The organism is Pseudomonas sp. MAG733B, from assembly GCF_036884845.1.
GTDB lineage: Bacteria > Pseudomonadota > Gammaproteobacteria > Pseudomonadales > Pseudomonadaceae > Aquipseudomonas.
Genome location: NZ_CP145732.1, coordinates 4,789,842 through 4,816,055, shown reverse-complemented (window position 1 = coordinate 4,816,055; position 26,214 = coordinate 4,789,842). Strand labels below are relative to the sequence as shown.

Annotated in this window: 25 protein-coding genes; 8 read left to right on the top strand and 17 right to left on the bottom strand. The window is 62.0% G+C overall.

Features of this window, described 5'->3' with window-relative positions; all coding sequences use genetic code 11:
• Positions 1-96: 96 nt before the first annotated feature.
• On the top strand, positions 97-696 hold the full coding sequence (locus V6Z53_RS22030; RefSeq protein WP_338581750.1) for a flavodoxin family protein: 600 nt from the start codon (positions 97-99) through the stop codon (positions 694-696).
• Between the two features lie 102 nt (positions 697-798).
• Here the strand turns inward: V6Z53_RS22030 and V6Z53_RS22025 are convergent, their stop codons facing one another.
• A complete protein-coding gene (locus V6Z53_RS22025; protein ID WP_338581749.1) occupies positions 799-1,740 on the bottom strand; it encodes a class I SAM-dependent methyltransferase in 942 nt (313 codons plus the stop codon).
• Positions 1,741-2,020: 280 nt separating this feature from the next.
• On the opposite strand from V6Z53_RS22025, the gene V6Z53_RS22020 reads away from it, so the two are divergent.
• The 7 genes from V6Z53_RS22020 to V6Z53_RS21990 all read left to right on the top strand — a co-directional run bounded on the left by V6Z53_RS22020 (position 2,021) and on the right by V6Z53_RS21990 (position 8,643).
• Positions 2,021-2,638: a cytochrome b/b6 domain-containing protein gene (locus V6Z53_RS22020; protein ID WP_338581748.1), complete on the top strand. Its 618-nt coding sequence runs from the start codon at positions 2,021-2,023 to the stop codon at positions 2,636-2,638.
• Entirely contained in the window at positions 2,635-3,420 is a 786-nt protein-coding gene (locus tag V6Z53_RS22015) for a molybdopterin-dependent oxidoreductase (protein WP_338581747.1), read from the top strand. Before V6Z53_RS22020 ends, V6Z53_RS22015 begins: the two co-directional genes overlap by 4 nt.
• 53 nt (positions 3,421-3,473) lie before the next feature.
• Positions 3,474-3,740 (top strand): pentapeptide MXKDX repeat protein, encoded by a 267-nt coding sequence (locus V6Z53_RS22010; protein ID WP_150701420.1) that lies wholly within the window; start codon positions 3,474-3,476, stop codon positions 3,738-3,740.
• A gap of 380 nt (positions 3,741-4,120) precedes the next feature.
• Complete coding sequence (fae, locus tag V6Z53_RS22005; protein ID WP_007950493.1) at positions 4,121-4,633, top strand: formaldehyde-activating enzyme; 513 nt, start codon at positions 4,121-4,123, stop codon at positions 4,631-4,633.
• A gap of 10 nt (positions 4,634-4,643) precedes the next feature.
• On the top strand, positions 4,644-5,678 hold the full coding sequence (locus V6Z53_RS22000) for an aldo/keto reductase (RefSeq protein ID WP_338581746.1): 1,035 nt from the start codon (positions 4,644-4,646) through the stop codon (positions 5,676-5,678).
• Positions 5,675-7,123, top strand: a complete 1,449-nt coding sequence (locus tag V6Z53_RS21995) for an NAD-dependent succinate-semialdehyde dehydrogenase (protein ID WP_338581745.1) — start codon at positions 5,675-5,677, stop codon at positions 7,121-7,123. Before V6Z53_RS22000 ends, V6Z53_RS21995 begins: the two co-directional genes overlap by 4 nt.
• A 155-nt stretch (positions 7,124-7,278) precedes the next feature.
• Entirely contained in the window at positions 7,279-8,643 is a 1,365-nt protein-coding gene (locus V6Z53_RS21990; RefSeq protein ID WP_338581744.1) for an MFS transporter, read from the top strand.
• 123 nt (positions 8,644-8,766) lie between these two features.
• On the opposite strand, the gene V6Z53_RS21985 is transcribed toward V6Z53_RS21990, so the two are convergent.
• The 16 genes from V6Z53_RS21985 to V6Z53_RS21910 form a co-directional block, all read right to left on the bottom strand.
• Positions 8,767-9,642, bottom strand: a complete 876-nt coding sequence (locus V6Z53_RS21985) for a LysR substrate-binding domain-containing protein (RefSeq protein WP_338581743.1) — start codon at positions 9,640-9,642, stop codon at positions 8,767-8,769.
• A gap of 120 nt (positions 9,643-9,762) precedes the next feature.
• Positions 9,763-11,334 carry an aldehyde dehydrogenase (NADP(+)) gene (locus tag V6Z53_RS21980; RefSeq protein WP_338581742.1) on the bottom strand — a complete coding sequence of 524 codons (1,572 nt, stop codon included), beginning with the start codon at positions 11,332-11,334 and terminating at the stop codon, positions 9,763-9,765.
• Between the two features lie 145 nt (positions 11,335-11,479).
• Positions 11,480-12,874 carry a fosfomycin efflux MFS transporter AbaF gene (gene abaF, locus V6Z53_RS21975; RefSeq protein ID WP_338581741.1) on the bottom strand — a complete coding sequence of 465 codons (1,395 nt, stop codon included), beginning with the start codon at positions 12,872-12,874 and terminating at the stop codon, positions 11,480-11,482.
• A gap of 72 nt (positions 12,875-12,946) precedes the next feature.
• Positions 12,947-13,864, bottom strand: coding sequence for a dihydrodipicolinate synthase family protein (locus V6Z53_RS21970; protein WP_338581740.1), 918 nt, complete (start codon positions 13,862-13,864; stop codon positions 12,947-12,949).
• Positions 13,865-14,122: 258 nt separating this feature from the next.
• Positions 14,123-15,151 carry a proline racemase family protein gene (locus tag V6Z53_RS21965; RefSeq protein WP_338581739.1) on the bottom strand — a complete coding sequence of 343 codons (1,029 nt, stop codon included), beginning with the start codon at positions 15,149-15,151 and terminating at the stop codon, positions 14,123-14,125.
• 134 nt (positions 15,152-15,285) lie between these two features.
• Entirely contained in the window at positions 15,286-16,008 is a 723-nt protein-coding gene (locus V6Z53_RS21960; RefSeq protein ID WP_034150206.1) for an amino acid ABC transporter ATP-binding protein, read from the bottom strand.
• On the bottom strand, positions 16,001-16,651 hold the full coding sequence (locus tag V6Z53_RS21955; protein ID WP_338581738.1) for an amino acid ABC transporter permease: 651 nt from the start codon (positions 16,649-16,651) through the stop codon (positions 16,001-16,003). The genes V6Z53_RS21960 and V6Z53_RS21955 overlap by 8 nt, the downstream gene beginning before the upstream one ends.
• 10 nt (positions 16,652-16,661) lie before the next feature.
• Positions 16,662-17,327 carry an amino acid ABC transporter permease gene (locus V6Z53_RS21950; RefSeq protein WP_338581737.1) on the bottom strand — a complete coding sequence of 222 codons (666 nt, stop codon included), beginning with the start codon at positions 17,325-17,327 and terminating at the stop codon, positions 16,662-16,664.
• Positions 17,320-19,098 carry an aconitase family protein gene (locus V6Z53_RS21945; protein ID WP_338581736.1) on the bottom strand — a complete coding sequence of 593 codons (1,779 nt, stop codon included), beginning with the start codon at positions 19,096-19,098 and terminating at the stop codon, positions 17,320-17,322. The genes V6Z53_RS21950 and V6Z53_RS21945 overlap by 8 nt, the downstream gene beginning before the upstream one ends.
• A gap of 10 nt (positions 19,099-19,108) precedes the next feature.
• On the bottom strand, positions 19,109-19,927 hold the full coding sequence (locus V6Z53_RS21940) for a transporter substrate-binding domain-containing protein (protein ID WP_338581735.1): 819 nt from the start codon (positions 19,925-19,927) through the stop codon (positions 19,109-19,111).
• Positions 19,928-21,043: 1,116 nt separating this feature from the next.
• The gene (locus V6Z53_RS21935) at positions 21,044-21,793 is read right to left on the bottom strand and encodes an AraC family transcriptional regulator (RefSeq protein ID WP_338581734.1); all 750 of its coding nucleotides are present in this window, start codon (positions 21,791-21,793) and stop codon (positions 21,044-21,046) included.
• Between the two features lie 74 nt (positions 21,794-21,867).
• Positions 21,868-23,124 (bottom strand): FAD/NAD(P)-binding oxidoreductase, encoded by a 1,257-nt coding sequence (locus V6Z53_RS21930; RefSeq protein WP_338581733.1) that lies wholly within the window; start codon positions 23,122-23,124, stop codon positions 21,868-21,870.
• Entirely contained in the window at positions 23,124-23,357 is a 234-nt protein-coding gene (locus tag V6Z53_RS21925; RefSeq protein ID WP_338581732.1) for a (2Fe-2S)-binding protein, read from the bottom strand. Before V6Z53_RS21925 ends, V6Z53_RS21930 begins: the two co-directional genes overlap by 1 nt.
• Entirely contained in the window at positions 23,350-24,465 is a 1,116-nt protein-coding gene (locus V6Z53_RS21920; RefSeq protein ID WP_338581731.1) for an FAD-dependent oxidoreductase, read from the bottom strand. Before V6Z53_RS21920 ends, V6Z53_RS21925 begins: the two co-directional genes overlap by 8 nt.
• The gene (locus tag V6Z53_RS21915; RefSeq protein ID WP_338581730.1) at positions 24,462-25,394 is read right to left on the bottom strand and encodes a 4-hydroxyproline epimerase; all 933 of its coding nucleotides are present in this window, start codon (positions 25,392-25,394) and stop codon (positions 24,462-24,464) included. Before V6Z53_RS21915 ends, V6Z53_RS21920 begins: the two co-directional genes overlap by 4 nt.
• Positions 25,395-25,507: 113 nt before the next feature.
• Positions 25,508-26,179, bottom strand: coding sequence for a GntR family transcriptional regulator (locus V6Z53_RS21910; protein WP_338581729.1), 672 nt, complete (start codon positions 26,177-26,179; stop codon positions 25,508-25,510).
• Between the last annotated feature and the right edge of the window lie 35 nt (positions 26,180-26,214).

Here is a 26,214-nt window from a genome sequence, read left to right as displayed (position 1 = left end):
AACCTCGTGCGTCAATCGAACGAGCTCGGTAGATGATCACTCTCAATCCGCAACCTAATACGGGCGGACACACTGATCACTACCGAGGTTTGCGTCATGACTGATATCACCCGCGTCGCCGTCGTTTATCACAGTGGTTATGGCCACACCGCCAAACAGGCAGAAGCCGTTGCCCAAGGCGCCGGCAGTGTTGTCGGCACCCAGGTTTCGCTGATCAGCGTCGATCAAATCGACCAGTACTGGGAAACCCTGGAAGGTGTTGACGCGATCATCTTCGGCACACCGACCTACATGGGCAGCGCTTCGGCGCAGTTCAAAGGCTTCATGGATTCGACCTCGCGCAACGTCTTCGCCAAGGGCGGCGTGTGGGCCAACAAGATTGCTGCGGGTTTCACCAATGCGGCGTCTCGCTCCGGCGACAAACTGGCGACTTTGCAGCAGCTGTCGATCTTCGCCGCGCAGCACGGCATGCACTGGATCAACCTGGGCCTGCCACCGGGCCACAACAGCAGCAAAACCACGGAAGACATGCTCAACCGTCACAGCTTCTGGCTCGGTGCGGCGGCGCAGTCCGATGCTGATGTCGGCCCTGAACTCGGCCCGCCGAAAGCGGACTTGCTGACCGCGCAACACCTCGGTGCCCGGGTGGCGAATGTCGCGCGGCAGATGGCGGCGGGGCGTCGGGTTTTGGGTTAAAAATAACGAAGATCAAAAGATCGCAGGCTGCGCCAGCTCCTACATTGACCGGGTGCAAACCCGATCCTGTAGGAGCTGGCGCAGGCTGCGATCTTTCGCTTTTCAGCTTTCGAGTTTGAACACCAACGCCTTCAACCCGCATTCCACATCCGCATCCGGAAACTCCGGCGGATTTTCCAATCGCTGTTCAAAGCGCAGGCTCGGCGCCTCTCGGGTTACGCCGTCGATCAGGAAGTCGGCACCGAACGCCGGGTCGTTCATGCAGGCCAGCACCGTACCGTTTTCCGCGAGCAATTCCGGCAAGCGGCGCAGCACGCGCTGGTAGTCCTTGGTCAGCAAAAAGCTGCCTTTCTGGAACGACGGCGGGTCGATGATCACCATGTCGTACGGGCCTTTGCCAATCACCTTGCCCCAGGACTTGAACAGGTCGTGGCCGAGGAACGTGACCTTGCTCAGGTCATGTCCATTGAGCCGATGATTGTCGCGACCACGGCTCAGGGCCGGGCTGGACATGTCGAGGTTGACCACGTGCGTCGCGCCGCCTTCGATCGCCGCCACCGAGAAACCGCAGGTGTAGGCAAACAGGTTCAGCACCCGTTTACCCTCGGCGTTGGCCCGCACCCAATCGCGACCGTAACGCATGTCGAGGAACAACCCGGTGTTCTGCTTGCGACCCAGGTCCACCCGATATTTCAGCCCGCCTTCGGTGATGGTCATTTCTTCGATGACGTCGCCGAGCAGCCATTCGGTGGTGCTTTGCAGCAGGTAGCGATGTTGCAGCAGCAAGGTGCGCGCACCGGATTGCGCCCATTGCGCTGACTGAGTGATCGTCATCAGCAACCGCTTCAGATCCTCCAGTTGCGCGGCTTCCGGCTCCTTGAACAACGCCACCAGCACCACGCCTTGCAGCCAGTCCACGGTCACTTGCTCCAACCCCGGCCAGCAGCGGCCACGGCCGTGGAACAGGCGGCGGGTTTCGGCAGGCGGTGTTGCCAGTGCCGTCAGCAAGTGGTCGTGAAGGATGGAGAGGGCGTCTGCGTTCATGGGTCTGGGTCGGCAATTTACGGGGGGCGGCATTTAACCATAGATGCGCGTTCGGCGGAGCACCACCGCCCCCTGTAGGAGTGCCTGCTCGCGATAGCGGTATGTCAGCCAGCGACTGTATTGCCTGACGCTACGCTATCGCGAGCAGGCTCACTCCTACAGGGTTCTGGGTAGCCGTGAGTGAGCGAGTTATCACATTAAATTTAACTTTACGTGAGGATTTGGCGATCTTCCGGCTCCCATACTCGGCTCCAACGAATAACAACAACCGGAGCCGGACATGTCGCAGTCAACTGCTTCACCCAAGGCCAGCCACCCACGCTGGCTGCGGCTCACCCACTGGCTGAACGCATTGGCGGTGCTGGTGATGGTCACCAGCGGCTGGCGCATCTACAACGCCTCGCCGATTTACGATTTCAGCTTCCCCAAATCGATCACCCTCGGCGGTTGGCTCGGCGGCGCATTGCAATGGCACTTCGCGGCGATGTGGTTCCTGGCGATCAACGGCCTGGTCTACCTCGCGTTCAACTTGTTCAGCGGACGCCTGAAACGACGTTTTTTCCCGGTTTCGCCCAAAGGCGTACTGCATGACCTGTGGGCCGCACTGCGCGGAAAACTCGGCCACGCCGACCTCAGCCACTACAACCAGGTGCAGCGCGTGGCGTACCTGTTCGTGATCGTCGATATCACCCTGTTGGTGCTCTCCGGGCTGGTGTTGTGGAAGTCGGTGCAGTTCCCGCTGTTGCGCGAATTGATGTGGGGTTACGAAGGCGCGCGCCGTGTGCACTTCTTCGCGATGGCGCTGTTGGTGGCCTTCGTGGCGGTGCATCTGCTGATGGTTGCGTTGGTCCCCAAAACGCTGTTGGCCATGATCGTCGGCCGCAAGGAGCACGTATGAAAAAGCCCAATCAAGGCTCCGGGCTGGACGAATCTTCGATCCTGACCGACGCCCGGAAAATCCTCGCCCCGCAAATCGAAGACCGCTCACGCCGCTCGTTCCTGCTGCGTGGCCTGACCCTCGGCGGTGTGGCGATGTTGTCCGGTTGCAACATCAGCGACAACGACAGTGTCGAGACCGCGTTGTCGTCCATGTCGCGCTTCAACGACCGGGTGCAAGGCTGGCTGTTCAACCCCAACGCCATGGCGCCGACCTATCCGGCGTCGATGATCACTCGGCCGTTTCCCTTCAATGCCTTCTACGGCATCGACGAAGCACCAACGGTGGAGGAGGAGAGCTATCGCCTGGAAGTCACCGGCCTGGTCGCCGACAAACGTAGCTGGCGCCTCGAAGAACTGCGCGCCATGGCGCAGACCGACCAAATCACCCGGCACATTTGCGTTGAAGGCTGGAGCGCGATCGGCCGCTGGGGTGGTGTGCGATTCAGCGATTTCCTCAAGCGCATCGGCGCTGATACCGACGCCAAATACGTCGGCTTCAAATGCGCCGACGACTACTACACCAGCATCGACATGGCCACCGCGCTGCACGCGCAAACCTTGTTGGCGCTGACGTACGACGGCGCGGTGCTGCCACGCGAATACGGCTTCCCGATGAAGCTGCGCATGCCCACCAAGCTTGGCTACAAGAACCCTAAACACATTCAGGCGATTTTCGTCAGCAACACCTACAGCGGCGGCTACTGGGAAGACCAGGGCTACAACTGGTTCGGTGGCAGCTGATCAATCCCCGGAAAATTCACCCGTCCGCAACCTGTGCTTCAAGGAGTTTCATCATGAAAAAGTTGACCACCGTTGTTCTGTCCATGTGCCTGGCCGTTGGTGCCGCTAGCGTGTTCGCGGCTGACACCATGAGCAACGACAGCATGAGCAAGGATTCGATGTCCAAGGATGCCATGTCCAAAGACGCCATGAAGAAAGATGCAATGTCCAAGGACGCGATGAAAAAAGACGAAATGAAGAAAGACTCGATGTCCAAGGACGGCATGAAAAAAGATGCCATGTCCAAGGATGCGATGAAGAAGGACGCGATGTCGCAGTAACCCCAAACACCCCGCGATCCCCTGTAGGAGCCGAGCTTGCTCGCGATGACGGTGTAACAGTCAACCTGTGTATTGGCTGACACACCGTCATCGCGAGCAAGCTCGGCTCCTGCAGTTTTTTATCGCTCCTGAGGGGGTATGACCTGAACTCATACCCCCATGATTTTTTATGGTTACAGCCCCGCAAACCCCCAGTGTTAAAAAATCGCAAACCAGCTCATCAACAACAAAAAAGAGCGTTTGCAACCATGACTCATCATCACTGCCACGTCCTCGCCAGCGTACTGCTGCGCTCTTCGAACCCAGACATTTGCCACGCCAGGCCTCGTGCTTGCGTGCGCTGCTGATCAACCAAAAAACTCCCTGAAGAGTAACGACTCATGAAAGAACTCGACCTGTACATCGGTGAAGGCTTCGAAGGCCCGGGCGTGAACGCCGCGCACATCAACATCCTGATCGGCCCGCGCAACGGCCCGGCCGGGCAAGCGTTCGCCAACAGCCTGGCCTCGCCAAGCCAGGGCCATTGCCCGTTCATGGTGATCGCCCAACCGAACATCCCGGTCAAGCCGATGACCCTGTACGTCAACAAAGCCGCGATCAGCAGCGACCTGCACGGCAACGCCACCTGGGGCGCGTCCCAGGCAGGCATCGCCAAGGCTGTTCTGGAAGCGCTGCTCGACGGCACCTTGCCGCCGGAAGCCGAAGACGAGTGGGCCATCGTCACCGCCAACTGGGTCAATCCGGCCTGCGACGACCTCGATGCCGTCTACCTGAACAACTACAACGCCTGCCGCACCGCGATTCGCGCCGCCCTGACCGGCAAGCCGGAAACCGCGCAGCTCAAAGATGTGGTCAACCACATCAGCAACCCTTTCTACACGCCAAAAGCCTGAGGTCCGCGCCATGCAATACATCCGTTTGGGCAACTCCGGCCTTGAAGTTTCCCGTCTGTGCCTGGGCACCATGAACATGGGCACCCCGGACTGGAAACCGTGGATCTTCGACGAGAAGAAAAGCGAGCCGATCGTCAAGCACGCGCTGGACAACGGCGTGAACTTCATCGACCTCGCGGACTTCTATTCCGCAGGTACAGGCGAAGAAGTGGTAGGGCGCATCGTCAAGCGGCTGGCCCGTCGCGAAGACCTGGTGATCACCACCAAGGTCGGCTACGGCACCCGCGCCGGCATCAACGCCAGCGGTCATTCGCGCAAGCACATCATGGACAGCATCGATGCGTCGCTCAAACGCCTCGACATGGATTACGTCGACGTCTTCATGCTGCATTATTTCGACGTGAATACGCCGGTCGAAGAGACCATGAGCGCGATGAACGACATCGTGCGTTCCGGCAAGGCGCGCTACATCGGCGTATCGACCATGCTCACCGGGCAACTGGCAAAAATCCTCATGGCTTGTGAGCGCAATGGCTGGGTCAAGCCGATCAACATGCAGCTGCAACTGAACTGCGCCTACCGCGAAGAAGAGCGCGAGATGATCCCGTTCTGCCACGATCAGGGCCTTGGCGTTTCGGTGTTCAGCCCGCTGGCTCGCGGCTTGCTGACCGGCGATGCAAAGTCGACCCGCAACCAGACCGACTTCTTCACCCAGCAGATGTACAGCGACGAAGCTTCCTTCGAAATCGCCCATTCGGTGCAACGTGTAGCCCGTGCCCGTGGCGTGTCCAACGCGCAAATCGCACAAGCGTGGGTGGCCAACCATCCGGGCGTGGATTGCATGCTGGTCGGCGCCGACACCACCGAGCAATTCGACAGCGCCCTGGCGGCCCTGGAGACCAAACTCGACGCCGAAGAGCTGCATGAGCTGGAGCGCAACTACACGCCGTGCGACGTGATCAACGATTACACCGCCGGCAAACGAATCCTGCGTTCGGCCCGTCCGGGTCTGGAGCGCTTCAACCTGACCGAGGCCGTGGCATGAGCGCGTTGATCCGTTACGGCAATTTCATCGATGGGCACTGGTTTACCGGCGAAGGGTCCAGCGGTGGGGCCACTTACCCGGTGCTGAACCCGGCCACCGGCGAGCTGATTGCCGACGTACAAAAGGCCGGGGCCGAAGAAACCAACCGGGCCATCGACGCCGCCAACCGCGCCTTGCCAGCGTGGCGCAAATTGACCGCCAAGGAACGCAGCCAGCGCATCAAGCGCTGGGGTGAATTGATGCTGAGCAACCAGAAGGATCTGGCGACTTTGCTCAGCCGCGAGCAGGGCAAACCGCTGGCCGAAGCCATGGGTGAAGTGGTCTACGCCGCGAGTTTTCTGGAGTGGTTCGCCGAAGAAGCCAAGCGCGCTTATGGCGATGTGATCCCGAGCCACAAGGCCGATGCGCGGATCATCGTGGTCAAGGAAGCGATCGGCGTGGTCGCCGCGATCACCCCGTGGAACTTCCCGCTGGCGATGGTCACCCGCAAGGTCGGCCCGGCGCTCGCGGCGGGATGCACGATGATTCTCAAGCCTTCGGAAGAGACACCACTTTCGGCCTTCGCTTTGGCGGTATTGGCTGAACAGGCCGGGATTCCGGCCGGTGTGTTCAACGTGGTGTCCGGCGACGCCGTGGCGATTGGCGGTGCACTGCAAGCCTCCGGCATCGTGCGCAAACTGTCGTTCACCGGTTCAACTCGCACCGGCAAGTTGCTGATGCGCCAGGCCGCCGACACTTTGAAAAAGGTCTCGCTGGAACTGGGTGGAAACGCGCCGTTCATTGTCTTCGACGACGCCGATATCGATGCCGCAGTGAAAGGCGCGATGGCTTCGAAATTCCGCAACACCGGGCAAACCTGCGTCTGCGTAAACCGCTTCTTCATTCAGGACGGCGTGTACGAAGCCTTCACCGGCAAACTCGCCGAAGCGGTTGCGGCGATGCGCGTGGGCAATGCGCTGGAAGGCGAAACCGAGCAAGGTCCGCTGATCAATGCAGCGGCGCTGGCGAAGGTCGAGTTGCATGTGAGCGACGCTCTGGAGAAGGGCGCCAAGGTGCTTTGCGGCGGCCGTCGGCATGCCTTGGGCGGTACGTTTTACGAGCCAACCATTCTCGCCGAGGCCAGCAGCGAAATGCTGATCGCCCAGGACGAAACCTTCGGCCCGGTCGCCGCGTGTTTCCGTTTCAAGGATGAAGCCGAAGTGCTGCAACGGGCCAACGACACGCCGTACGGCTTGTCGGCTTACTTCTACAGCCGCGACATCGGCCGCGTGTGGCGCATGGCCGAAGGCCTGGAAGCGGGCATGGTCGGGATCAACGAAGGGATCATTTCCACGGAAGTGGCACCGTTCGGCGGTATCAAGGAATCGGGCCTGGGTCGCGAGGGTTCGAAGTACGGTCTGGATGACTACCTGGAGATCAAATACCTGTTGATGGGTGGTCTCTAACCCCACCACATCCCAACTGTGGGAGCGAGCTTGCTCGCGAAATCGGAGTGTCAGGCAATACATGTGTCGACTGACACACTGCATTCGCGAGCAAGCCCGCTCCCACAATTAAAAGCTATCGGTTTCTCCTTAAATAACAACAATTGGAGACTTACATGTCCGTACAACCGGTAAAAATCGACGACCTGCCCATCGGGCGCTTTCACATCAAGATCGCCGGCCTGACTTTCGGCGCGCATTTCACCGACGGCTACATCCTCGGCCTGATCGGTATCGCTTTCACACTGCTGAGCCCACAGATGCAACTCGATGCATTCTGGCAAGGCCTGATAGGGGCTTCGGCGCTGATCGGCCTGTTCCTCGGCAGCCTGTTTTTCGGCTGGATTTCCGACAAGGTCGGCCGGCAGAAAATCTTCCTCGTCAGCTTCGTGCTGATCACCATCGCCTCGGTGATGCAGTTCTATGTCGAGTCGGCGATGGCGCTGTTCCTCTGTCGCGTATTGATCGGCATTGGCCTGGGCGGCGACTTCAGTGTCGGCCACGCCATGCTCGCCGAGTTCGCACCGAAGAAACATCGCGGCGTATTGCTCGGTTCCTTCAGCGTGATCTGGACCTTCGGTTACGTCGCCGCGACTTTCGTCGGCACCGCGATGCTCAGCCTCGGCGACGATGCCTGGCGCTGGATGCTGGCGTCGTCGGCGATCCCGGCGGCGTTGATTCTGGTCGCCCGCATCGGTACGCCGGAATCACCGCGCTGGCTGGTCAATCAGGGGCGCATTGCCGAGGCCCGCGCAATCGTCAAAAAGTTTCTCGGCGACAACGTCGAACTCGACGAAACCCGTTCCACGGAAACCCGCTCCGGTTACGCGGTGTTGTTCAGCCCTGAATACCGCAAGCGCACGGCGTTCAACTGCCTGTTCTTCGTCTGCATCGTGATGCCGTACTTCGCCATCTACACCTTCCTGCCATCGATCCTGCAGAAGATGGGCCTGGCCGAAGGCTTCGGCACTGAGCTGATGCTGAACATGCTGCTGATCCTCGGGGCGCTGATCGGCATCTGGTGCACCATCAAGTTCACCCGGCGCGGATTCCTGATCAACTCGTTCATCATCCTCGCCGTGGCATTGTTCCTGCTCGCAGTACTGCCGAGCAGTGCGGCGTGGCTGATGGTGTTGGTGTTCGGCTTGTTCACGTTGGTGTTGTCGGCGGTGAGCAACCTGGTCGGCGTGTTCCCGGCAGAGAGCTTCCCGACTGAAGTGCGCGCCAGCGGCATTGGTTTGGCCACGGCAGTGAGTCGACTGGGTTCAGCGGTCAGCACCTTTCTGCTGCCGGTGAGCGTGGCGGGCATCGGCCTGAGCCCGACCATGGGTATCCTCGCGGCGATCCTGGCGATTGGCGCGTTGCTGTCCTGGGCCTGGGCGCCGGAAACCAAATCGCTGACCTTGAGCCAGGCGTGCAAGGCGCAGAGTCCGGTGGAGGGTGGTGTGTCTGTAGCCGTAAAAGTAGCGACACCGGTCTAAAAATCTACACCGGCCCAATGTGGGAGTGAGCCTGCTCGCGATGACGGCTTGACAGTCGACATGGATGTTGGCTGGAAGGGCCCCATCGCGAGCAGGCTCGCTCCTACAGGGGGCTGCGGGGTGTCAGGGATTGCTGACTAAACCGAGCCACTCGGTAAACAACCGCACCTTCGACAATCCCCATTTGTCGTTCGCCACATCCAGCCAATAGCCATACGGCCCGATCACTTCCACCGGTGTGATCGGCAGCAGGCTGCCATTGGCCAGTTCCTTTTCGATCATCTGCCGGTCGATCACCGCCAGGCCGCCACCGGCCAGCGTGGTATGGATCACCTGGTCCAGGGTGCTGAATTCCAGACCTTGCCCGGCGTCGACATCCTCGCGGCCCATCGCCGCCAGCCAGTTTTCCCAGACCTTCAAGCGCTTGCCGTTGTGCAGGATGTGCAGCAGCGGCAAATGCTGCAGGTCCGGTGGCTGACCGTCGATGAACAGCTCGGGGCTGGCCACGGCGATATGCCGTTCCATTACCAGCAACTGACTGTGGCAATGGCTGTCCGCTTCGAGGCCGAAGCGAATGTGGCAGTCGATCTCGGCGAGACTGTCGTGACTGGCCTGGTGGGTCACGCTCAGGCTGATGTCGGGGTAACGCTGGCAGAACGCGCGCAAGTGCGCCGACAACCAACGCGTGGCCCAGGTCGGAGGTGCGACGATGCGCAGGCGCAGACGCAGGTTGGGCACGCGCACCGCTTGCAGGGCTCGTTCGATGTGATCGAAAGCATCGCTTAGATGAGGGGAAAGTGCGCTGCCGGCTTCAGTCAATGACAAGCCCTGAGGGGTACGGATAAAGAGCGCCACGCCGAGGTAGTCTTCGAGCTGCTTGATCTGCCGGCTCACCGCGCCCTGGGTGACGTTCAGTCCCAGGGCTGCCTGGCTGAAACTGCGATGCCGCGCGACCTCTTCGAAGACGCGCAGCATGTTGAGCGAGGGCAGTTGACGCATGAATAAAGCTCGTTTTTGTGTGTTGTGGTGCCTATCTGACTATTGGCAAAGGGCCGATGCAAGTGTTGTTTGGGCTGACGCTTTCGCGAGCAGCCCGTTCCCACGATTATTCGAGTTTTCTTAAATCGGCTGGCGGTGGCTGCTGCCATCAACCAACCGCGCAATCCCCAGCGGATTGCCATTCTTCAAGGCATCGGGCAACAGCTCGTCCGGGCAATTCTGGTAGCACACCGGGCGCAGGAAACGCTCGATGGCCAGGCTGCCAACCGACGTGCCACGCGCATCGGAGGTGGCGGGGTACGGGCCGCCATGGACCATGGCATCGCAGACTTCGACCCCGGTGGGATAACCGTTGAACAGCACCCGACCGACCTTTTGTTCCAGCAACACCAGCAGATCGGCGTGGGTGTGCAGGTCCTGCGCCTCACCGATCAGGGTGGCGGTGAGCTGACCATGCAGACTGTCCAGCGCTTGTCGCAGCTCAACTTTGTCCGCCACTTCGACGATGATCGTGGTCGGGCCGAACACTTCTTCCTGCAACAGCGGATCGCCTTCGAGCAGCAGGCTGACATCAGCCGTGAACAGTTGCGGCTGCGCTTGCTTGCCGTGCTGTTCCTGACCCGCCAGATGCGTCACGCCCGGATGTTCGAGCAAGGCCCGCACACCTTTTTCGTAGCTGGCGAGGGTGCCGGCGTTGAGCATGGTTTGCGCCGGCTGTTCGGCCATGAGCTGGCTGAGTCGTGCAATGAATGCCGTCGACTCAGGCGAACGAACGGCAATCACCAACCCCGGATTCGTGCAGAACTGACCGCATCCCTGAACCACCGACGCCAGCAGTTCGGCGGCGATCTTCTCGCCACGCACGCGCAAGGCTTCAGGCAAGAGCAGCACCGGGTTGATGCTGCTCATCTCGGCGAACACCGGGATCGGTTGCGGCCGTGCGGCAGCCATGTCGCACAACGCGCGCCCGCCCTTGAGCGAGCCGGTGAAACCCACCGCCTGAATCGCCGGATGCCTGACTAGCGCTTCGCCCACGCCGGCACCGTAGATCATGTTGAACACACCCTTGGGCATGTCGGTCTGTTCGGCGGCGCGGATGATCGCATCGGCCACCTGCTCGGCAGTCGCCATGTGCCCACTGTGAGCCTTGAACACCACCGGGCAACCGGCGGCCAGGGCGGCGGCTGTATCGCCGCCGGCCGTGGAGAACGCCAACGGAAAATTGCTCGCGCCGAACACCGCTACCGGACCGACGCCGATCCGGTACTGACGCAAATCGACTCGTGGCATTGGCTGACGCTCGGGCAGGGCACGATCGATGCGCGCGGCGTAGAAATCGCCGCGCCGCAGGACCTGGGCGAACAGGCGCATCTGGCCGCTGGTGCGAGCGCGCTCGCCCTGGATGCGTGCGGCGGGCAGGGCGGTTTCCCGGCAAACCAGGGTAACGAATTCATCATCCAGGGCATCCAGTTGCGCAGCGATTGCTTCAAGAAACTCTGCGCGGCGCGTTGCCGGCAAGTTGCGAAACGTCGGGTAGGCGGTCGCGGCAGCCTGAGCGGCGGCGTCCACTTCATCGACGGTGACTTGCACGAACGAGAAGGGCAGCGCGTCACCGGTGCTGGCGTCGTGGCTGTGCAAAACGATGCTGCCGGCAGCGCTGCGCGTGCCGCCGATGTAGTTATGGCCGAGCATGAAAAAACTCCTGTCGAGAAATGGAATACCGTCCCTTGTAGGAGCGAGCCTGCTCGCGATGGACGTCAACGATAACGCGTGCTGCCTGAGTTAACGCGTCGCCCTTGCGTCCATCGCGAGCAGGCTCGCTCCTACAGGGTCCGGGTCAGGCCAATGAATCCGCCCGGCGTGGCTTGGCTGCGGCAGGGTCCACCGCCGCCACCCGCGCCGCCGCTTCGGCATCCACCTGGCGCAACGACTTACCACGGGTCTCGCGGGTCAGGCCGACGGCCACGATCGAGATCAGGGCGGCGCCGACCAGGTACCAGGCGATCGGTGTCGAGCTGTTGTACTTGTTGAGCAGGGTGATGGCGATCAGCGGTGCGAGGGAACCGGCGAAAATCGGCGCGACCTGGTAGCACAGCGACAACGCGGTGTAGCGCACGTGGGTCGGGAACAGCTCGGCCATCAGCGCCGAGTACGGCGCGTAGGTCATCGACTCGATGGCCAGGCCCAGGGTAATCGCGGCCATGATCAGCCAGTTGTTGCCGGTGTCCATCATCGGGAAGCCGATGAAGCCCCAAAACGCGGTGAGCACCGCGCCAGTCAGGTACACCGGTTTGCGCCCGACGATGTCGGACAGATAGCCCATCAGCGGGATCAGGAAGAAGTGCAGCAGGTGCGCACCGAACATCAGCAGCAGGATCTGCGACGTGTCCTTGTGCACCACCAGTTTCAGGTAGGTGATCGAGAACGTCACCACGGTGTAGTAGAGGATGTTTTCAGCGAACCGTGCACCAATCCCCACCAGCACCGCGCGCCAGTGATGACGCAGCACTTCCACCACGCCCAGTTGTTGCTGGCGGGTCTGCGCCTGGCGTGCCTGGCTTTCCTTGAAGATCGGGGCGTCATCGACACTGGTGCGAATCCAGTAGCCGATCAGCACCACAACGGCCGAGAACCAGAACGCCACGCGCCAGCCCCAGGCGAGGAACTGCTCCTCCGACAGGTTCGACGACAACAGCAGCAGGGCGACCGTGGCCACCAAATTACCGGCCGGTACGCCGGCCTGTGGCCAACTGGCCCAGAAACCACGGCGATTGTCCGGGCAGTGTTCGGACACCAGCAAAATCGCGCCGCCCCATTCACCGCCAAAGGCAAACCCCTGGATCAGCCGCAGCAGCACCAGCAACAGCGGTGCGGCATAACCGATCTGGTCGAAGCCGGGCAGGCAGCCCATCAGGAAAGTGGTGATGCCGACCACCACCAGGCTCAGTTGCAGCAGGCGCTTGCGGCCGAATTTGTCACCGTAGTGACCGAACACCAGACCGCCCAGCGGACGGGCCAGAAAGCCCACTGCGTAGAGGGCGAAGGCGGCGATGATGCCGTCGACGGGGTTGTCGGTCTGGCGGAAGAACAGCTTGCCGAAAACCAGTGCCGAGGCGGTGCCGTAGAGAAAGAATTCATACCATTCGGCGACGGTGCCGGCCATCGCGGCGGCGACGACGCGCTTGAGTCCCGAGGGTGTGGTTGCGCTTGAGCTGTGTTGAGGATTGGACATGCTGGCGTTTCCTGTAAGGGCGCAAAAAACAGGCAGCCGGGCCGGACCCGCAAAGGCCCGCCCGGCAATCACTCAGAGACCGACGTCCGGCAGCTGCGGACGGTTGGCCATGGCCTTGGCCATGATCTGCTCGACGAACAGGCGATCGGCTTCCGGCAGGGCCAGGCGCGGTGGACGGGTCAGCGCACTGCCGCGACCGGCGATGGCTTCACACAGCTTGATGCATTGCACCAGGTCGGCGCGGGCGTCCAGGTGCAGGATCGGCATCAGCCATTCGTAGATCGGCATGGCTTCGGCAAAACGGCCGGCCTTGGCCAGGCGGAAGATGGTTTCGCCTTCTTTCGGGAACACGTTGGACATGCCCGAGACCCATCCTTCGGCGCCCACCGCGATGCTTTCCAGCACCACGTCGTCGAGGCCTGCGAACAGCACGAAACGGTCGCCGACTTCGTTGCGCACATCGATGAAGCGACGGGTGTCGCCGGAAGAATCCTTGAAGCACACCACGTTGTCGCAGTCGGCCAGGGAAATCAGGATGTCCGGGGTGACGTCGTTCTTATAGATGGGCGGGTTGTTGTAGACCATCAGCGGCACGTCGGCGTTTTTCGCCACGTAGCGGTAGTGCTCGGCGGTCTCGAACGGTTTGGAACCGTAGACCAGCGCCGGCATCAACATCACACCGTCCACGCCCACCTTGCGCACGGCGTTGGCCACCTTGGCCGCTTGCACGCTGGTGAACTCGGCCACGCCGCAAATCACCGGCACGCGACCGCGAGAGGCATCGACCGCGACTTCGGTCACGGCGATTTTTTCTTCAGCGGTGAGCGAGGTGTTTTCTCCCACCGAACCGCAGACCACCAGGCCCGAGACGCCATCGCGAATCACGTTGGAAATCACCTGATGGGTCTTGTCCAGGTTGATGGTGAAGTCGTCGTTGAATTGCGTGGTCACCGCAGGGAATACACCACTCCAGTTAATGCGCTTGCTCATTTGTTACCTCCAGTTCGTTTTTGTATTTCGTATACGATATTTAAAGTGACTATGTTCGGCTAGTGCTTTTTTCAGGTTTTTACGGATTTATCTGGCCACTGGTCTGGTGAGCAACCCTGTGGCGAGGGAGCTTGCTCCCGCTGGGCTGCGCAGCAGCCCTAATCGCTGTATGTCTGATGCAGCGGGTTCTCTGGATTTGCGTCTGCTGCGCAGTCGAGCGGGCGCAAGCTCCCTCGCCACAAAAGCTCTGCACCGATATCAAGCACCGGGCCAGGTGTCGGACAGGCGATAGCCTTGTGGCCACGGGTCGCTCGGGTCGAGCAGCAGCTGGTGGGTGCCGGTGATCCAGGCGCGGCCGGAAATGCACGGGTAAATGGCGGCGCGACCGGCCACTTCGGTCACTGAATCGATGCGGCAATGGAACTCGGAACCGATGATCGATCGCCCGACAAAGCGCTCGCCGACCTGCATCAAACCTTTTGCGTGCAGCACGGCCATGCGCGCCGAACAACCGGTGCCGGTGGGCGAGCGGTCGATCTTGCCCGGCTGGATCACCACGGCGTTGGCGCCGGTGGCGATGCCGTTCTCATGGACGATGGGCGCGGCGATCTGGCAGAAGGAAATGTGCGACCACTCGGGATTCAGCGGATGGACGAAGCCCAGTTGCTCGTTGGCGGCACGGGTGATTTTCAACCCGGTCGCCACCAGGTCGGCGGCCTCGTCGGGGCGGATGGCAAAGCCCAGGCCCTTGGCATCAGCGATCACGAAACTGTCGCCACCGTAGGCCGTATCGACTTTGAGCGAGCCGAGGCCTTCGACTTCGATCCAGGCGTCGAGACGGTCGGCGAACGACGGCACGTTCTTGATTTCCACCCGTTGCACCTTGCCATCGCGGCAGTCGGCCACGGCTTCGATCAAGCCTCCGGGCGCTTCCAGCACCAGGCGGGTTTGCGGCTCGGTCATCGGCAGGATGCCGCTATCGAGCAGCACTGTGGCCACGCACAACGAGTTGGAGCCGGACATCGGCGGGGTGTCCGCCGGCTCCATGATGATCCAGGCCATCTGCGCCCGCGGGTCCTTGGACGGCACCAGCAGGTTGACGTGACGGAACACGCCGCCGCGTGGTTCGTTGAGGACGAAGTTGCGCAGGGTTTCGTCTTTGGCGATCCAGCGCGACTGTTCCCACACGGTGGCGCCGGGCGGCGGGGCGACACCGCCGACGATCACGTCGCCGACTTCGCCTTCGGCGTGGCAGCTGACGACGTGGATGACTTTTGATGAGCGCATGGTTTGCTCCTTGTGTTGTCTGTCAGGGCCTCATCGCCAGCAGGCTGGCTCCCACAGTGGTTTTGGGTTGATTGAAATTTCAAGGACAACCCATATCCCTGTGGGAGCCAGCCTGCTGGCGATGGGGCCATCGTTTATTTCACTGATTTAAGAAACGCCGCGGTCTCCGCATGCAGCGGATTGCCAATCACCTGATCCGGCGAACCAATTTCATGCACCAACCCATTGCGGAAGAACGCCACCCGGTCGGACACGTCGCGGGCAAAGCGGATCTCGTGGGTCACCAGGACCATGGTCATCCCGTCTTCGGCGAGCATGCGCATGGTGTCCAGTACTTCGCCGACCAGTTGCGGATCGAGGGCCGAGGTGGCTTCGTCGAACAGCATGTAGTCCGGCGACATGGCCAGGGCGCGGGCGATGGCCATGCGTTGTTGTTGGCCCCCGGACAATTTGCCGGGGAAGGTCTTGAGCTTGTCGCCCAGCCCGACGTGGGTCAGTTGTTGTACGGCCAGTTCCTCGGCCTCGGCCTTGCTTTTACCCAGCACCTTGCGCGGGGCGAGCATGACGTTTTCCAGCACCGTCAGATGAGGGAAGGCGTTCCATTGCTGGAACACGATGCCGATTTTCTGCCGCAGGCGATTGAGGTCGGTGGCGCTGTGATGGACCTCGACACCGTCGACGCGGATGTTGCCTTTCTGGATCGGTTCCAGGCCGTTGATGCACATCAGCAGGGTCGACTTGCCGGAGCCGGAGCCGCCGATGATCGACACCACTTCGCCCTTGTTCACCGTCAGGTTGACGCCCTTGACCACTTCGAGGTTGCCGAAGGATTTATGTACGTTGTCGATCTCAATCATTTTCTTGCCACCTTCTTTCCAGACGAGCGCCGAGGCGTGCGACCACCAGGCTCATGACGTAGTAGATAAGGCCCGCGATGCACAGCACCAGCAGCGGTTCCTGAATGCGCGTGACGATGGTTTGCGAGGCGCGCAGCAATTCGACGATGCCGATCCACATCACCAGCGCGGTGTCTTTCATCACCCCGAGCACCAGGTTCAGCCAGCCGGGAAATGCCACCCGGGTGGCCATCGGCAGGACGATCCAGCGCAGATCCTGGAAGAAGCTCAGCCCCAGCGAACGACTGGCCCGGCGCACGCTGAACGGCACCGCCAGCACACCGCCACGGACGATCTCGGTGAAGTACGCGGCGGTGTACACGCCCAGTACGATGCAGCCGACACTGAAGGCGCTGATGTTCAGGCCGACGATGCTCTTGAGCGAATTGAACAGCACGAACTGGATCAGCAACGGCACGCTGCGAAACACGTCCAGCACCCAGGCCAGCGGCAGACTGGCGCGCGGCAGCAACGCTCGCAGCAGGCCGAACAACAAACCGGCGAGGGAACCGAGAATGATCGACCAGAAGGTCAGTTGCAGCGTGACCCATGCGCCGTCGAGCAGGAACAGCAGGTCATTCGAGGAAAAATCGGTGGAAAACATGGACAGCTCCTCAGTAACGGAACAACCGCCAGGCCATCAGCCGGGCTGCCGCGACGATCGCCTTGGCGATCAGGTAATACAGCACCGCAGCGAGAGCGAAGTACTCGAAGGTGCGGAACGTCTTGACGTTGTATTCCTGGGTCACGCCGGTCAGGTCATTGTTCAGCCCGACGATCACCCCCAGCGAGGTCATCAATACCGCCCAGACCATCTGGTTGGTCAGCGGGTAGAAGACGATGCGCAGCAGTTGCGGGACGATGATCATGCGGTAGGCCTGGAAGGCACTCATGCCCAGCGACCGCGCCGCGCGGACCTGTGTGTTAGGCACAGCTTTGAGGCCGCCGCGAAAGTTTTCCGCCAGGTAACCGGCATTGTTGAAGGTGATGCCCGCCAGCAGGGCGAACCATGAACTGACGTGCAGGCCCAACGAGCCGAGGCCGAAGTAGAGGATGTAGATCTGGAACAGCGAGGGCGTGTTGCGCGCGATCGACACCCAGCCATTGCCGAAACCGCGCAGCAGCGGGTGCTTGGCCTCGCGCATCACGGTCAGTGCGAGGGCGATCAGCACACCGAAGATCATCGACAGCGCGGCAGTTTCGAAGGTGACCAGAGCGCCGGCGAGCATGTCCGGCAGGGCGCGCAGGGCTGAGCGCCATTGGAAGGTGTAGTCAAACATGCACGGGGCTCTCCAGTTGGGCGGCAGGTTGCAGCCAGGCCGGCAGACGTCCGCTGGCCGTGGCGGTGCAGGCGGCGTCGACGCATTCCTTGAGGCTGGCGAAGTGCACCTTGCGACCGACCAGGCCGGGTGCGTAGTGGGCGAACTTGCCCGAGTTGGTCATCAGGTTTTTTGCGGCCGGCGGAATAACCGGCTCGCCGAGCATGCACCAGCAGGTGTCGGTCACCAGCGTCGCACCGAAGGCTTCGATCACGGCGATATGCCCGGCGCTGCGGGCTTGCTCCAGCACCGCACGGCCGCAGGTGATGGCGAGCACCACGTGCGGATGTTTGTGCCGGCCCTGGCACAGCGTTGCCAAACTTGCGAATTCACTGAGGGAGAAGTGCGGATTGCCCAGCGAGACCACATCCACCCGGTTGTCCCGGGCACTGTTGAGTTCGCGCCAACTGAGCAACAAGTCTTCGAGGCGGATTTTCTCCAAGGGGATGCAGGTGTCAGGTTCCAGCACCAGCAACGGATCGATGGCTTCCGGCGTGACGCCGGCGATATGGAACAGCGGTGCGGCGGAGGTCGTGGCGAAGGCCGCGCCAAAGGCCTTGAGGTCGTCAAGGTTCGGCGAGTATTTCTCCAGCCCGTACACCAGTGGAATTCGGCTGCCGGCCAGTGCACCGATGTGGTAACCCAGCAGCGGGTAGAAGGCATCGTCCAGTTCACCGAGGGCAGGCAATTCGATCTGCAGCCGGGCCTTGCGCTGTGCGTCCAGGTGGCAGCCGATCAGTGGCGCGCGGCCGGTGAGGGCGATGCAGATGTCGAGGTAATCCGGATACTTCAGGGTGCGGGCACCGAGCACGCTGTTGGCGTAAACCACGGCATTGGACTCGGCCCAGACAATCTGCTCGCCAGCCTTCGGCGCACTGTCGAGCAGGTACGGCGCGCAGGTAAAACTGAGTTGCGCGCCCATGGCCATGTAGGCGTCGCCCAAGGCACTGGCCGGTTCGCCGAGCGCCGGATCGACACCCAGTTCACGCCAGCGACGCTGGTCCACGGAAATCGAATTGAGGGTGGTGGGCACGCTGACTTTCGCCCCCCATTGCACCAGTTGTTCGGCAAAGCGCAGGCTCGCCGGGCCGGTGTAGATGCAGCCATCGATGTGCGCCTGGGTGACATCGACCAGACTGCGCGCACCTTGCAGATCGGCCATGCGCAAGACAATCTGCATGGCCATTTGCGCTGCCTTGCCATGCCGGCCATCGAGCAGCGCGCAATCGTGTTCGGTGAGTTCGATCGAGGCGCTGACGACGGTGTCGGGCACAGGATTATCGAGCGCCTGCCAGGTATCGTCGGGCAACTGTTCGAACAGGCTCAGCGTTGCATTTTCAACCCGTGCGAAGGCCTGGCCGCGCAAGTTGGCAAAGGCCTCCCGGCCGATGCAGAGCACCGGCAGCGAGCGTTCGAAAATGGTCTGCGCCACGAGCACGCCCAGGGTCAGGATCTCGTCGGGTTCGGCCAGCACCAGTGCCGCCGGTGCATGACCGTTGCTGATCAACTCCATCAACACGCTGCTGCCGGTGCACGAGCCGCGACCGCTGGGAATGGCCAGCACCCGGCCGGCCAGATGTTCACCGCTGAGGGGATGGTGGCGATCGATGATCTCGCCTGTGCTGGGCTCGACCCCGCCCCAGAAGCTCAGCCCGACATCGGCGAACAGCAGGGTGCCTTGCGCGGCGCCCCCGACCAGGCTGCGACCGCTCAGAGAAATGGACCTGGGCATGCCGGACACCTTAGTAGTAGACCTGTGGCACGGTCAGGTTGGCCGGCTGGATATCGGTGCCGACCCATTTGACGAAAAGCTCGTTGTAGCGACCGGTGCGCACCTGCTGGTTGACGAACAGGTTGAGGTAGTTGAGCAGACCGTACTCGCTGCGCTTGGCGCCCAGCGACACGTAGTCGATGACATACGGAGCGTTACCGGCGACTTTGAGGTTTTTGTACTTGCCCGACTTGAGGGTGGCGGCGGCCACGGTGTTGGTGACGACAGTGGCATCGATATGGCCCTGGGCGACTGCCAGCAGGGTGTCGTTCTGCGATTGATAGGCGCGGAAGCTACCGGTGCCCCAGTTCTTCACGTCTTTTTCCAGGGCAATGGCTTCATAAGTGCCGCTGGTGTTGCCCACCGGTTTGCCCTTGAGGTCATTGAAGTTGTTGATGCCGGTGTTGTCGCGGGTCAGCACCACCATCTGGAAGGCGAAGTAGGGCACGGTGAGGCCGACGGTCTTGGCCCGTTCGAGGGTGTCGGAAGTGGAGGCGACAATCACGTCGGCACGCCCGGAGACCAGCGCCGGAATGCGATCCGGGAACGGTGTTTCCACGACTTCGGCTTCGACGCCGAGGATTTTTGCCAGGTCATGGCAGTAGTCCACGTCGAACCCGGCCGGGCTGTTGCTGCCATCGCGAAAACCCATGGGCGGGAAGTCGAGGGTCACGGCGCAGCGCAGTTTGCCGGAACCGATGATGTCGTCGAGTTTGTCCGCTTGGGCGGTGGCGATGAAGGAGGTGCTTAGAACAGCGCTGAGGGCTACGGCAAATGCTGGGTTTTTCATAGATGCCTCGTTGGTGGGTGGCTGTTGGATATTGTATTGGGGATTTCGTATACGATATTAACTGTAGCAAGCAGTGTGCCTGTTTCCAGTTTTTTTGAAGATTTAGGAGGTGGGGCCTGAGTTAGAGGTACTGGGGTTGGGGATCGTCGTATTCGGCGGTGTTGCAGCTATTACGGTGGTGTTACATATAGGAGCATTTGATGTGTGGGCGCGCCTTTTCGGAACACCGGGGACATATCCGTTTCTTCGGTAACGGCGGCTTATGGTTTCGCCCTTACGGCGAGTCACTTTTTTTACAAGCGCCTAAAAAAAGTAACCAAAAAAACGCTCGCCCCGAGCGTCCGGCCCCTCGCTGAGGCTCGGCGTACCTTCGCTCCGGCATTCATCCGGGGACACTGCCCTCCGGTCTGCTTCGCGACGACCTACATGCAGCGTGTTCGACTGCGTCGAACGGCGCTGCGCGCCACTCCCCGGATAAACGCCTCCACTCAGCCTCCCGAAGGGGCGGGTAGATCAAAAACAACCGAGGCGGCCTACCGGCCGGCCTGTTTGTTTGGTTCGTACGCATTTCAAACTGTGGGAGCCAGCCTGCTGGCGATGGCGGCCTGATAGCCGACCAATCTCTTTCAGATACAACCCATCCAAACTGTAGGAGCGAGCTTGCTCGCGAAAAACGCCTGGTCAACGCGATCATTCAGATAGAGCGCGTAATCGTTGACGTCCATCGCGAGCAGGCTCGCTCCTACAAGGGGAGATAAATATGTCCGATCGATCAGGCCGGCCGGTAGGCCGCCTCGCTTTTGCTCTGGCTTTTGATCTTTTGCCCCTTCGGCAGGCCGAGCGGAGGTGTTCATCAGGGGGTTAGGCGCGTAGCGCCGTGCGGCGAAGCCGCACACATCGAGAGGAGGTGCAGCGAAGCAAGCCGGAGGCGATGCCCCCTGATGGGCACCGTAGCGAGGGAACACCGAGCCTCAGCGAGGTGCCGTACGCCGGGGCAAAGCCTTTTGCTTACTTTTTGGTGTTTGAAAAAGTGAGTCGCTGTAAAAGCGAAACCATAAGAAGCCGTTACCGAAGAAACGGATATGTACCCCGACCAAACCAAAACCCCAAAAAAACCTACCCCCGATTCCCCCGATACTCACTAGGCGAAACACTGGTCAACGCCCGAAACTGCCGGCTAAACGCACTATGGTCGGTATACCCACACAGCAAGGCAATCTCGGTAATCGGCAACTCGCTGTGCAACAACAACCGCGACCCCTCTTCCAGCCGCGCCTTGTGAATCATCTGCCGTGGCGTGAGCTGAAACACCCGCTTGCAGTGCCGCTCCAGTTGCGCCACGGAATACCCGGCAATGGCCGTCAGTTCGGCAAGGCTGATGGGCCGGGCAAAGTGACGGCGAATATGCGCATCCACCGCCGCCAGTTTCTGAAACGCTGGATGATTCGACTGCGGTGATTGCAGGTCCCGGGAGATCCCGGCCAGACCGACGATCCGGCCCTGTTCATCGTGCAGGGCGAGTTTATGGGTCAGGCACCAGATCGGCTGATTGCCGTAATACAGGTGCAGTTCCAGTTGATCGGACAGTTCCCGCCCGCTGGCCAGCACGCGTCGGTCCTGCTCGGTGTACAGCGGGCCGAAGCGTTCCGGGAAGACCATTTCGGCGGTGCGTCCGAGCAGTTCGGCACTCTGTTTGAAACCGCAGCGCCGGGCCAGGGTCTGGTTGACGAAGGCGTAGCGGGCATCAACGTCCTTGATGAAAAACACCACGTCCGACAGGGTGTCGAGTAGCGGCGCAATCGGTTGCAGACTGCTTAGCAGCGTCGGCAAATCGCATGGCTTGAAAGAAGTGAGCGAGGGATACATGGCGCCGCAGGTCTGAGGGTGACCCTCGGGATCATAGTGACTTGGCTGCATCGCCGAAACCCCCGCCGCGCTCGTCACGCTGGCGGGGTGTCGTCGAGGCTCATCAAGGTTTCGATTCGCGCCGGACTATACGGTGGGCGCGGTGCCGAGGGTTGCCAGCCGAACAGGTGCTGCGTCGCGCCACCGCACACGCGCCCCTGACAGGCGCCCATGCCGCAGCGGCTGGCGAGCTTGGCTTCGCGCCAGTCGGCATGGCCGGCCAATGCCGCGTAAGGCACGTCTTCGCAACGGCAGACCAGGGTGTCGGGGCGGGCCAGCGACTTGAGTCGCGGGTCGAGGGCGAAGGCCTGATTCAATACCTTGGCGAAACCCTGCCAGCGTGCCCGTTGCGGCCACCACCGGCGCGCCGCTTGCGAATCGCCGACCGCCGCGTGACCGGCAATGCTGCCTTCCACCAGAGCCAGTTCACTGCCGCCGAACCCGGTGCATTCGCCCGCGGCGAAGTGATCGGCGCGGCTGCTGGCCTGCCACGCATCCACCGACAGCGCCTGTTTTTCGACGGTACAACCCAGCGCCTGACCCAACTGCGTATTGGGGATCAGGCCGAAACCGCAGGCCAGGCGATCACATTCCAGTTCGACGATCCTGCCTTGTTGTTGCAGGCGCACGCCTTCCAGTCGGTCGCTGCCGAGGGCGGCCAGCACGTGGCTATCGGTGCGGTAGTGACGGTCGAACAGGCTGAACGATTGCAAGAACTTGCCGGGCCAGCGCGGCAGTTGAGCGGCGAAACCGGCGACGGCCGTGAGGGATGCCTGTTCGGCGATGCGCATGACTTTGGCTCCCTGTTTTTTCGCAGTGGCGGCGCTGGCGAGCAGCAGTGGTCCGCTGCCGGCGATCACCACGCGCTCATTCTGCACCGGCAGCCCGGCCTTGATCAGCGCCTGCAAGCCACCGGCTCCGGTCACGCCGGGCAGGGTCCAGCCAGGGAAGGGCAGCAGCAATTCGCGGGCGCCGGTGCACAGGATCAGTTTGTCGTAGCGGATCAGCCAGCCGTTTTCATCGTCTTCAACCAGCAATTGTTTTGGCGCGGGATTGGCGATCACCCGGGTGCCGGGATGGTGGTGGATGTTGCTGTACGAGGCCAGGCGTTCGCGCAGGTGTCGTGCCTGATCGGGCACGCTCGCTTGCGGACCGTCGCGCCAGATTTGCCCGCCCGGCAGCGGGTTGTCGTCGAGCATGACGATGCGTGCACCGCTGGGCGCGGCGGCAATTGCGGCCGCCATGCCGGCGGGGCCGGCGCCGATGATCAGCAGATCGGCGTATTGATTCATCAGCGGGTCTCCACTTGCATGCCGTCACGGCAGAGGGTCTGGCAGGCCAGGCGACGGCGGCCATCGATGGTCACCCGGCATTCCTGGCAGATACCCATTCCGCACAGCGGCGCACGGCGTTGGCCACTTACCGAGGTGCGACTGCAGCCGTCGCTGCCCAGGGCCAGGGCGGCGGCGACGCTGGTGCCCTCGGCGACTTTCAGGGCGTGACCGTCCAGGAGCAATTCAGGCATGGGCGGGTTCTCCGAGAAAACGCTGGGGCAGATAGGGTTGTGCGGCCAGTGGCGGGGTTTCGTTGAACAGTTGGGCGACCAGCAGGTCGGCGGTGCCGGGCGCGGTGGTCACGCCCAGACCTTCGTGGCCGACCGCCAGCCACAAGCCCTGGCGTTGCGGATGCTGGCCCACCAGCGGCAGGCCGTCGGGGCTCGCGGCGCGAAAGCCGGTCCAGGCGCGGATGCCATTGAGCCGGCTCAACCCCGGCATGTAGCGGGCGGCGCGCTTGAGCATTTTGGCGAGCATCCAGCCTTCGACCTGCGGGTCGGTGGTGCCGAATTGCCGCGAGGCGCCGATGAACAATTGCCCCGTGGGGCGCGGCTGGATATTGCAGGCCGTGGACGGTCCCGTGGCATTGTGGGCGCTGGTGACATAACCCAGTTCCACCAGCGTATGGGTGACGGTGCCGGGGTAGCGGTCGGTGATCAGCAAGTGGCCTTTCTTCGGCTCGATCGGTAGCTCCGGGCATAGCTCGTTGGCCTGGATGCCGTTGGCCAGCACCACGGCGGCGGCGCTCAGCCATTGGCCGTCATCGAGGCGCACGCGGTTGCCGTCGACCTCGCAGACCCGTGACCGGCGCTGGCGGATGTTCGGCGTGTCGAGCATCCAGCTCGCCGTCGCCGGGGCGTACAGAATGCCGTCACCGTTGATCAGCAGGCCGCCTTCCAGGCCTTCACACAACTCCGGTTCGCGCTGGCGCAGGGCATGGGTGCCGATCAGCTCGCACGCCACACCCTGCGCTTGCAGGTTGAGGTATTTGCTTTGGGCCACGGCCATTTCCTCGGCGTTGGCCGCCAGCCACAGCGTGCCGTTGCAGCGATAGGCACAGGCAGCGGGCAAGTCCGCAGACTGTTCGCGCCAACGTTGCAGTGAATATTGACTGAGGGCCAGTTCCGCCGGGTTGTCGTCGAGCACCAGCAGGTGGCCCATGCCCGCTGCCGTTGCGCCGTGCAGGCCGGCGTCCAGCACCAACACCTGCAAACCGCGTCGGGCCAGGGCCTGGGCGCACGCGGCGCCGATGATGCCGGCGCCGATCACGATCACATCGGCCACCTGGCCTTGGTTCATGGGCGGATGCCCCAGGCGAAAGGATCGTCCTGTTCGATGATCAGGCTGGCTTCGGCGCTGATATGGGCACGGCCGCGAATGGTCGGCACGATGCGCTCGCCTTGCCATTCGAAAGAGCCTTCGAACTCGCTGCCGATGACGCTGGCCTGGCGCCAGATCTGCCCCGGTTGCAGTTTGTCGTCCGCCGCCAGGCACGCCAGTTTGGCGCTGGTGCCGGTGCCGCAGGGCGAGCGGTCATAGGCCTTGCCGGGGCACAGCACGAAGTTGCGGCTGTCGGCGTGATCGTCGTCGGCGAACAGCTCGACATGGTCGATCAGGCCGCCGTCTTCACCGCGAAAACCCTGGGCTTCCAGCGCTTGCTGCACGGCGTAGGTGTAGGCGGTCAGAGCGTCAAGATTGTCACCGGCGACCCGCAGGCCATGGTCGGCGATCAGGAAAAACCAGTTGCCGCCCCAGGCCACATCGCCGCTGACCTGGCCGATGCCCGGCACCTGCAACTGCAGCGCCTTGCGATAACGGTAGGCCGGCACATTGCGCACGCTCACCGAATGATCGTTGTGCAAAGTAGCCTGCACCGTGCCAACCGGCGTCTCGATGCCGTGCACGCCGGGCCCGATCTTGCCTAGGTGCGCCAACGACGCCACCAGGCCGATGGTGCCGTGGCCGCACATGCCGAGATAACCGCTGTTGTTGAAGAAAATCACACCGGCGCAGGCGTTGGGGTCCACGGGTGTGCAGAGCAGGGCACCCACCAGCACGTCGCTGCCCCGTGGCTCCAACACGCAGGCGGCGCGCCATTGATCATGCTGCTCAGCGAGGATCTTGCGTCGTTCGGCCATGCTGCCGTCGCCCAGATCGGGAAAACCGGCGATCACCAGGCGGGTCGGTTCGCCGCCGGTGTGGGAGTCGATCACGGAGATGCGTTTCATCGGAGGGCCACGTCCATTCGGTTGAGTGAACGCAAGAGTGGCCCGGACGGCGAGATGCCGGCTTGATGGATTTAGCCTGCACCGATGACGAAATCGGCACAGTGGTTGTTGCGTCAGTGGGCGTGAGGCAGGTGTTCGAACAAGGTCTTGCAGACCCCGGCGATGTGCTCGTCCAAAAGCGTCACCGCCCGGTCGACATCCCCGGCGCGACAGGCCTTGATGATCTCGCGGTGTTCGTGATCGGCGCGTTCCTTGCCGGCCGACAGGCTCATCTGCATGCGCAGGTAACGCTCCAGCTTGTCGTTGACCGAACGGATCAGGCTCACCAAAAACGGCCGTTGCGCCGGCTCGTAGAGGCAGGCGTGCAACTCCCAGTTGAGTTCAGCCCAGCGCCCCACGTCGTCTTCGCCGATGAACTCCTGGCAGATGCGCTCGGCACGGGCGAAGGTTTCCTCGGTCATGTTGGGGATGGCCAGCCGCAGGATCTTGTCCTCCAGCAACATGCGCACCTCGAACATCTGCGCCAGTTCCGCATCGGACACCCGCGTGACCATCGCCCCGCGATTGCGCTGGAACATCACCAGGCCTTCTGCTTCCAGACGCTTGAGCGCTTCACGCACCGGGATCTTGCTGACGTTGAACTGGCGGGCGATATCGTCCTGGCGGATCGGCTCGTCCTCGGCAAAATGCCCGGCGACGATCGCATCGCGCAGATGGCGGGTAATGATTTCCGACGTTGAAGGGGTGTTGCCAAGGTCGGGGGCGTTGAGTTTGGTCAGGTTCACGGCGGCGGTCGTTCGGAGTGGGATAGCGCTAGGGT

Coding starts and splice junctions, on each gene's coding strand:
- V6Z53_RS22030 (WP_338581750.1), top strand. CDS start 97: ATGACTGATATCACCCGCGTCGCCGTCGTTTATCACAGTGGTTATGGC.
- V6Z53_RS22025 (WP_338581749.1), bottom strand. CDS start 1,740: ATGAACGCAGACGCCCTCTCCATCCTTCACGACCACTTGCTGACGGCA.
- V6Z53_RS22020 (WP_338581748.1), top strand. CDS start 2,021: ATGTCGCAGTCAACTGCTTCACCCAAGGCCAGCCACCCACGCTGGCTG.
- V6Z53_RS22015 (WP_338581747.1), top strand. CDS start 2,635: ATGAAAAAGCCCAATCAAGGCTCCGGGCTGGACGAATCTTCGATCCTG.
- V6Z53_RS22010 (WP_150701420.1), top strand. CDS start 3,474: ATGAAAAAGTTGACCACCGTTGTTCTGTCCATGTGCCTGGCCGTTGGT.
- fae (WP_007950493.1), top strand. CDS start 4,121: ATGAAAGAACTCGACCTGTACATCGGTGAAGGCTTCGAAGGCCCGGGC.
- V6Z53_RS22000 (WP_338581746.1), top strand. CDS start 4,644: ATGCAATACATCCGTTTGGGCAACTCCGGCCTTGAAGTTTCCCGTCTG.
- V6Z53_RS21995 (WP_338581745.1), top strand. CDS start 5,675: ATGAGCGCGTTGATCCGTTACGGCAATTTCATCGATGGGCACTGGTTT.
- V6Z53_RS21990 (WP_338581744.1), top strand. CDS start 7,279: ATGTCCGTACAACCGGTAAAAATCGACGACCTGCCCATCGGGCGCTTT.
- V6Z53_RS21985 (WP_338581743.1), bottom strand. CDS start 9,642: ATGCGTCAACTGCCCTCGCTCAACATGCTGCGCGTCTTCGAAGAGGTC.
- V6Z53_RS21980 (WP_338581742.1), bottom strand. CDS start 11,334: ATGCTCGGCCATAACTACATCGGCGGCACGCGCAGCGCTGCCGGCAGC.
- abaF (WP_338581741.1), bottom strand. CDS start 12,874: ATGTCCAATCCTCAACACAGCTCAAGCGCAACCACACCCTCGGGACTC.
- V6Z53_RS21970 (WP_338581740.1), bottom strand. CDS start 13,864: ATGAGCAAGCGCATTAACTGGAGTGGTGTATTCCCTGCGGTGACCACG.
- V6Z53_RS21965 (WP_338581739.1), bottom strand. CDS start 15,151: ATGCGCTCATCAAAAGTCATCCACGTCGTCAGCTGCCACGCCGAAGGC.
- V6Z53_RS21960 (WP_034150206.1), bottom strand. CDS start 16,008: ATGATTGAGATCGACAACGTACATAAATCCTTCGGCAACCTCGAAGTG.
- V6Z53_RS21955 (WP_338581738.1), bottom strand. CDS start 16,651: ATGTTTTCCACCGATTTTTCCTCGAATGACCTGCTGTTCCTGCTCGAC.
- V6Z53_RS21950 (WP_338581737.1), bottom strand. CDS start 17,327: ATGTTTGACTACACCTTCCAATGGCGCTCAGCCCTGCGCGCCCTGCCG.
- V6Z53_RS21945 (WP_338581736.1), bottom strand. CDS start 19,098: ATGCCCAGGTCCATTTCTCTGAGCGGTCGCAGCCTGGTCGGGGGCGCC.
- V6Z53_RS21940 (WP_338581735.1), bottom strand. CDS start 19,927: ATGAAAAACCCAGCATTTGCCGTAGCCCTCAGCGCTGTTCTAAGCACC.
- V6Z53_RS21935 (WP_338581734.1), bottom strand. CDS start 21,793: ATGTATCCCTCGCTCACTTCTTTCAAGCCATGCGATTTGCCGACGCTG.
- V6Z53_RS21930 (WP_338581733.1), bottom strand. CDS start 23,124: ATGAATCAATACGCCGATCTGCTGATCATCGGCGCCGGCCCCGCCGGC.
- V6Z53_RS21925 (WP_338581732.1), bottom strand. CDS start 23,357: ATGCCTGAATTGCTCCTGGACGGTCACGCCCTGAAAGTCGCCGAGGGC.
- V6Z53_RS21920 (WP_338581731.1), bottom strand. CDS start 24,465: ATGAACCAAGGCCAGGTGGCCGATGTGATCGTGATCGGCGCCGGCATC.
- V6Z53_RS21915 (WP_338581730.1), bottom strand. CDS start 25,394: ATGAAACGCATCTCCGTGATCGACTCCCACACCGGCGGCGAACCGACC.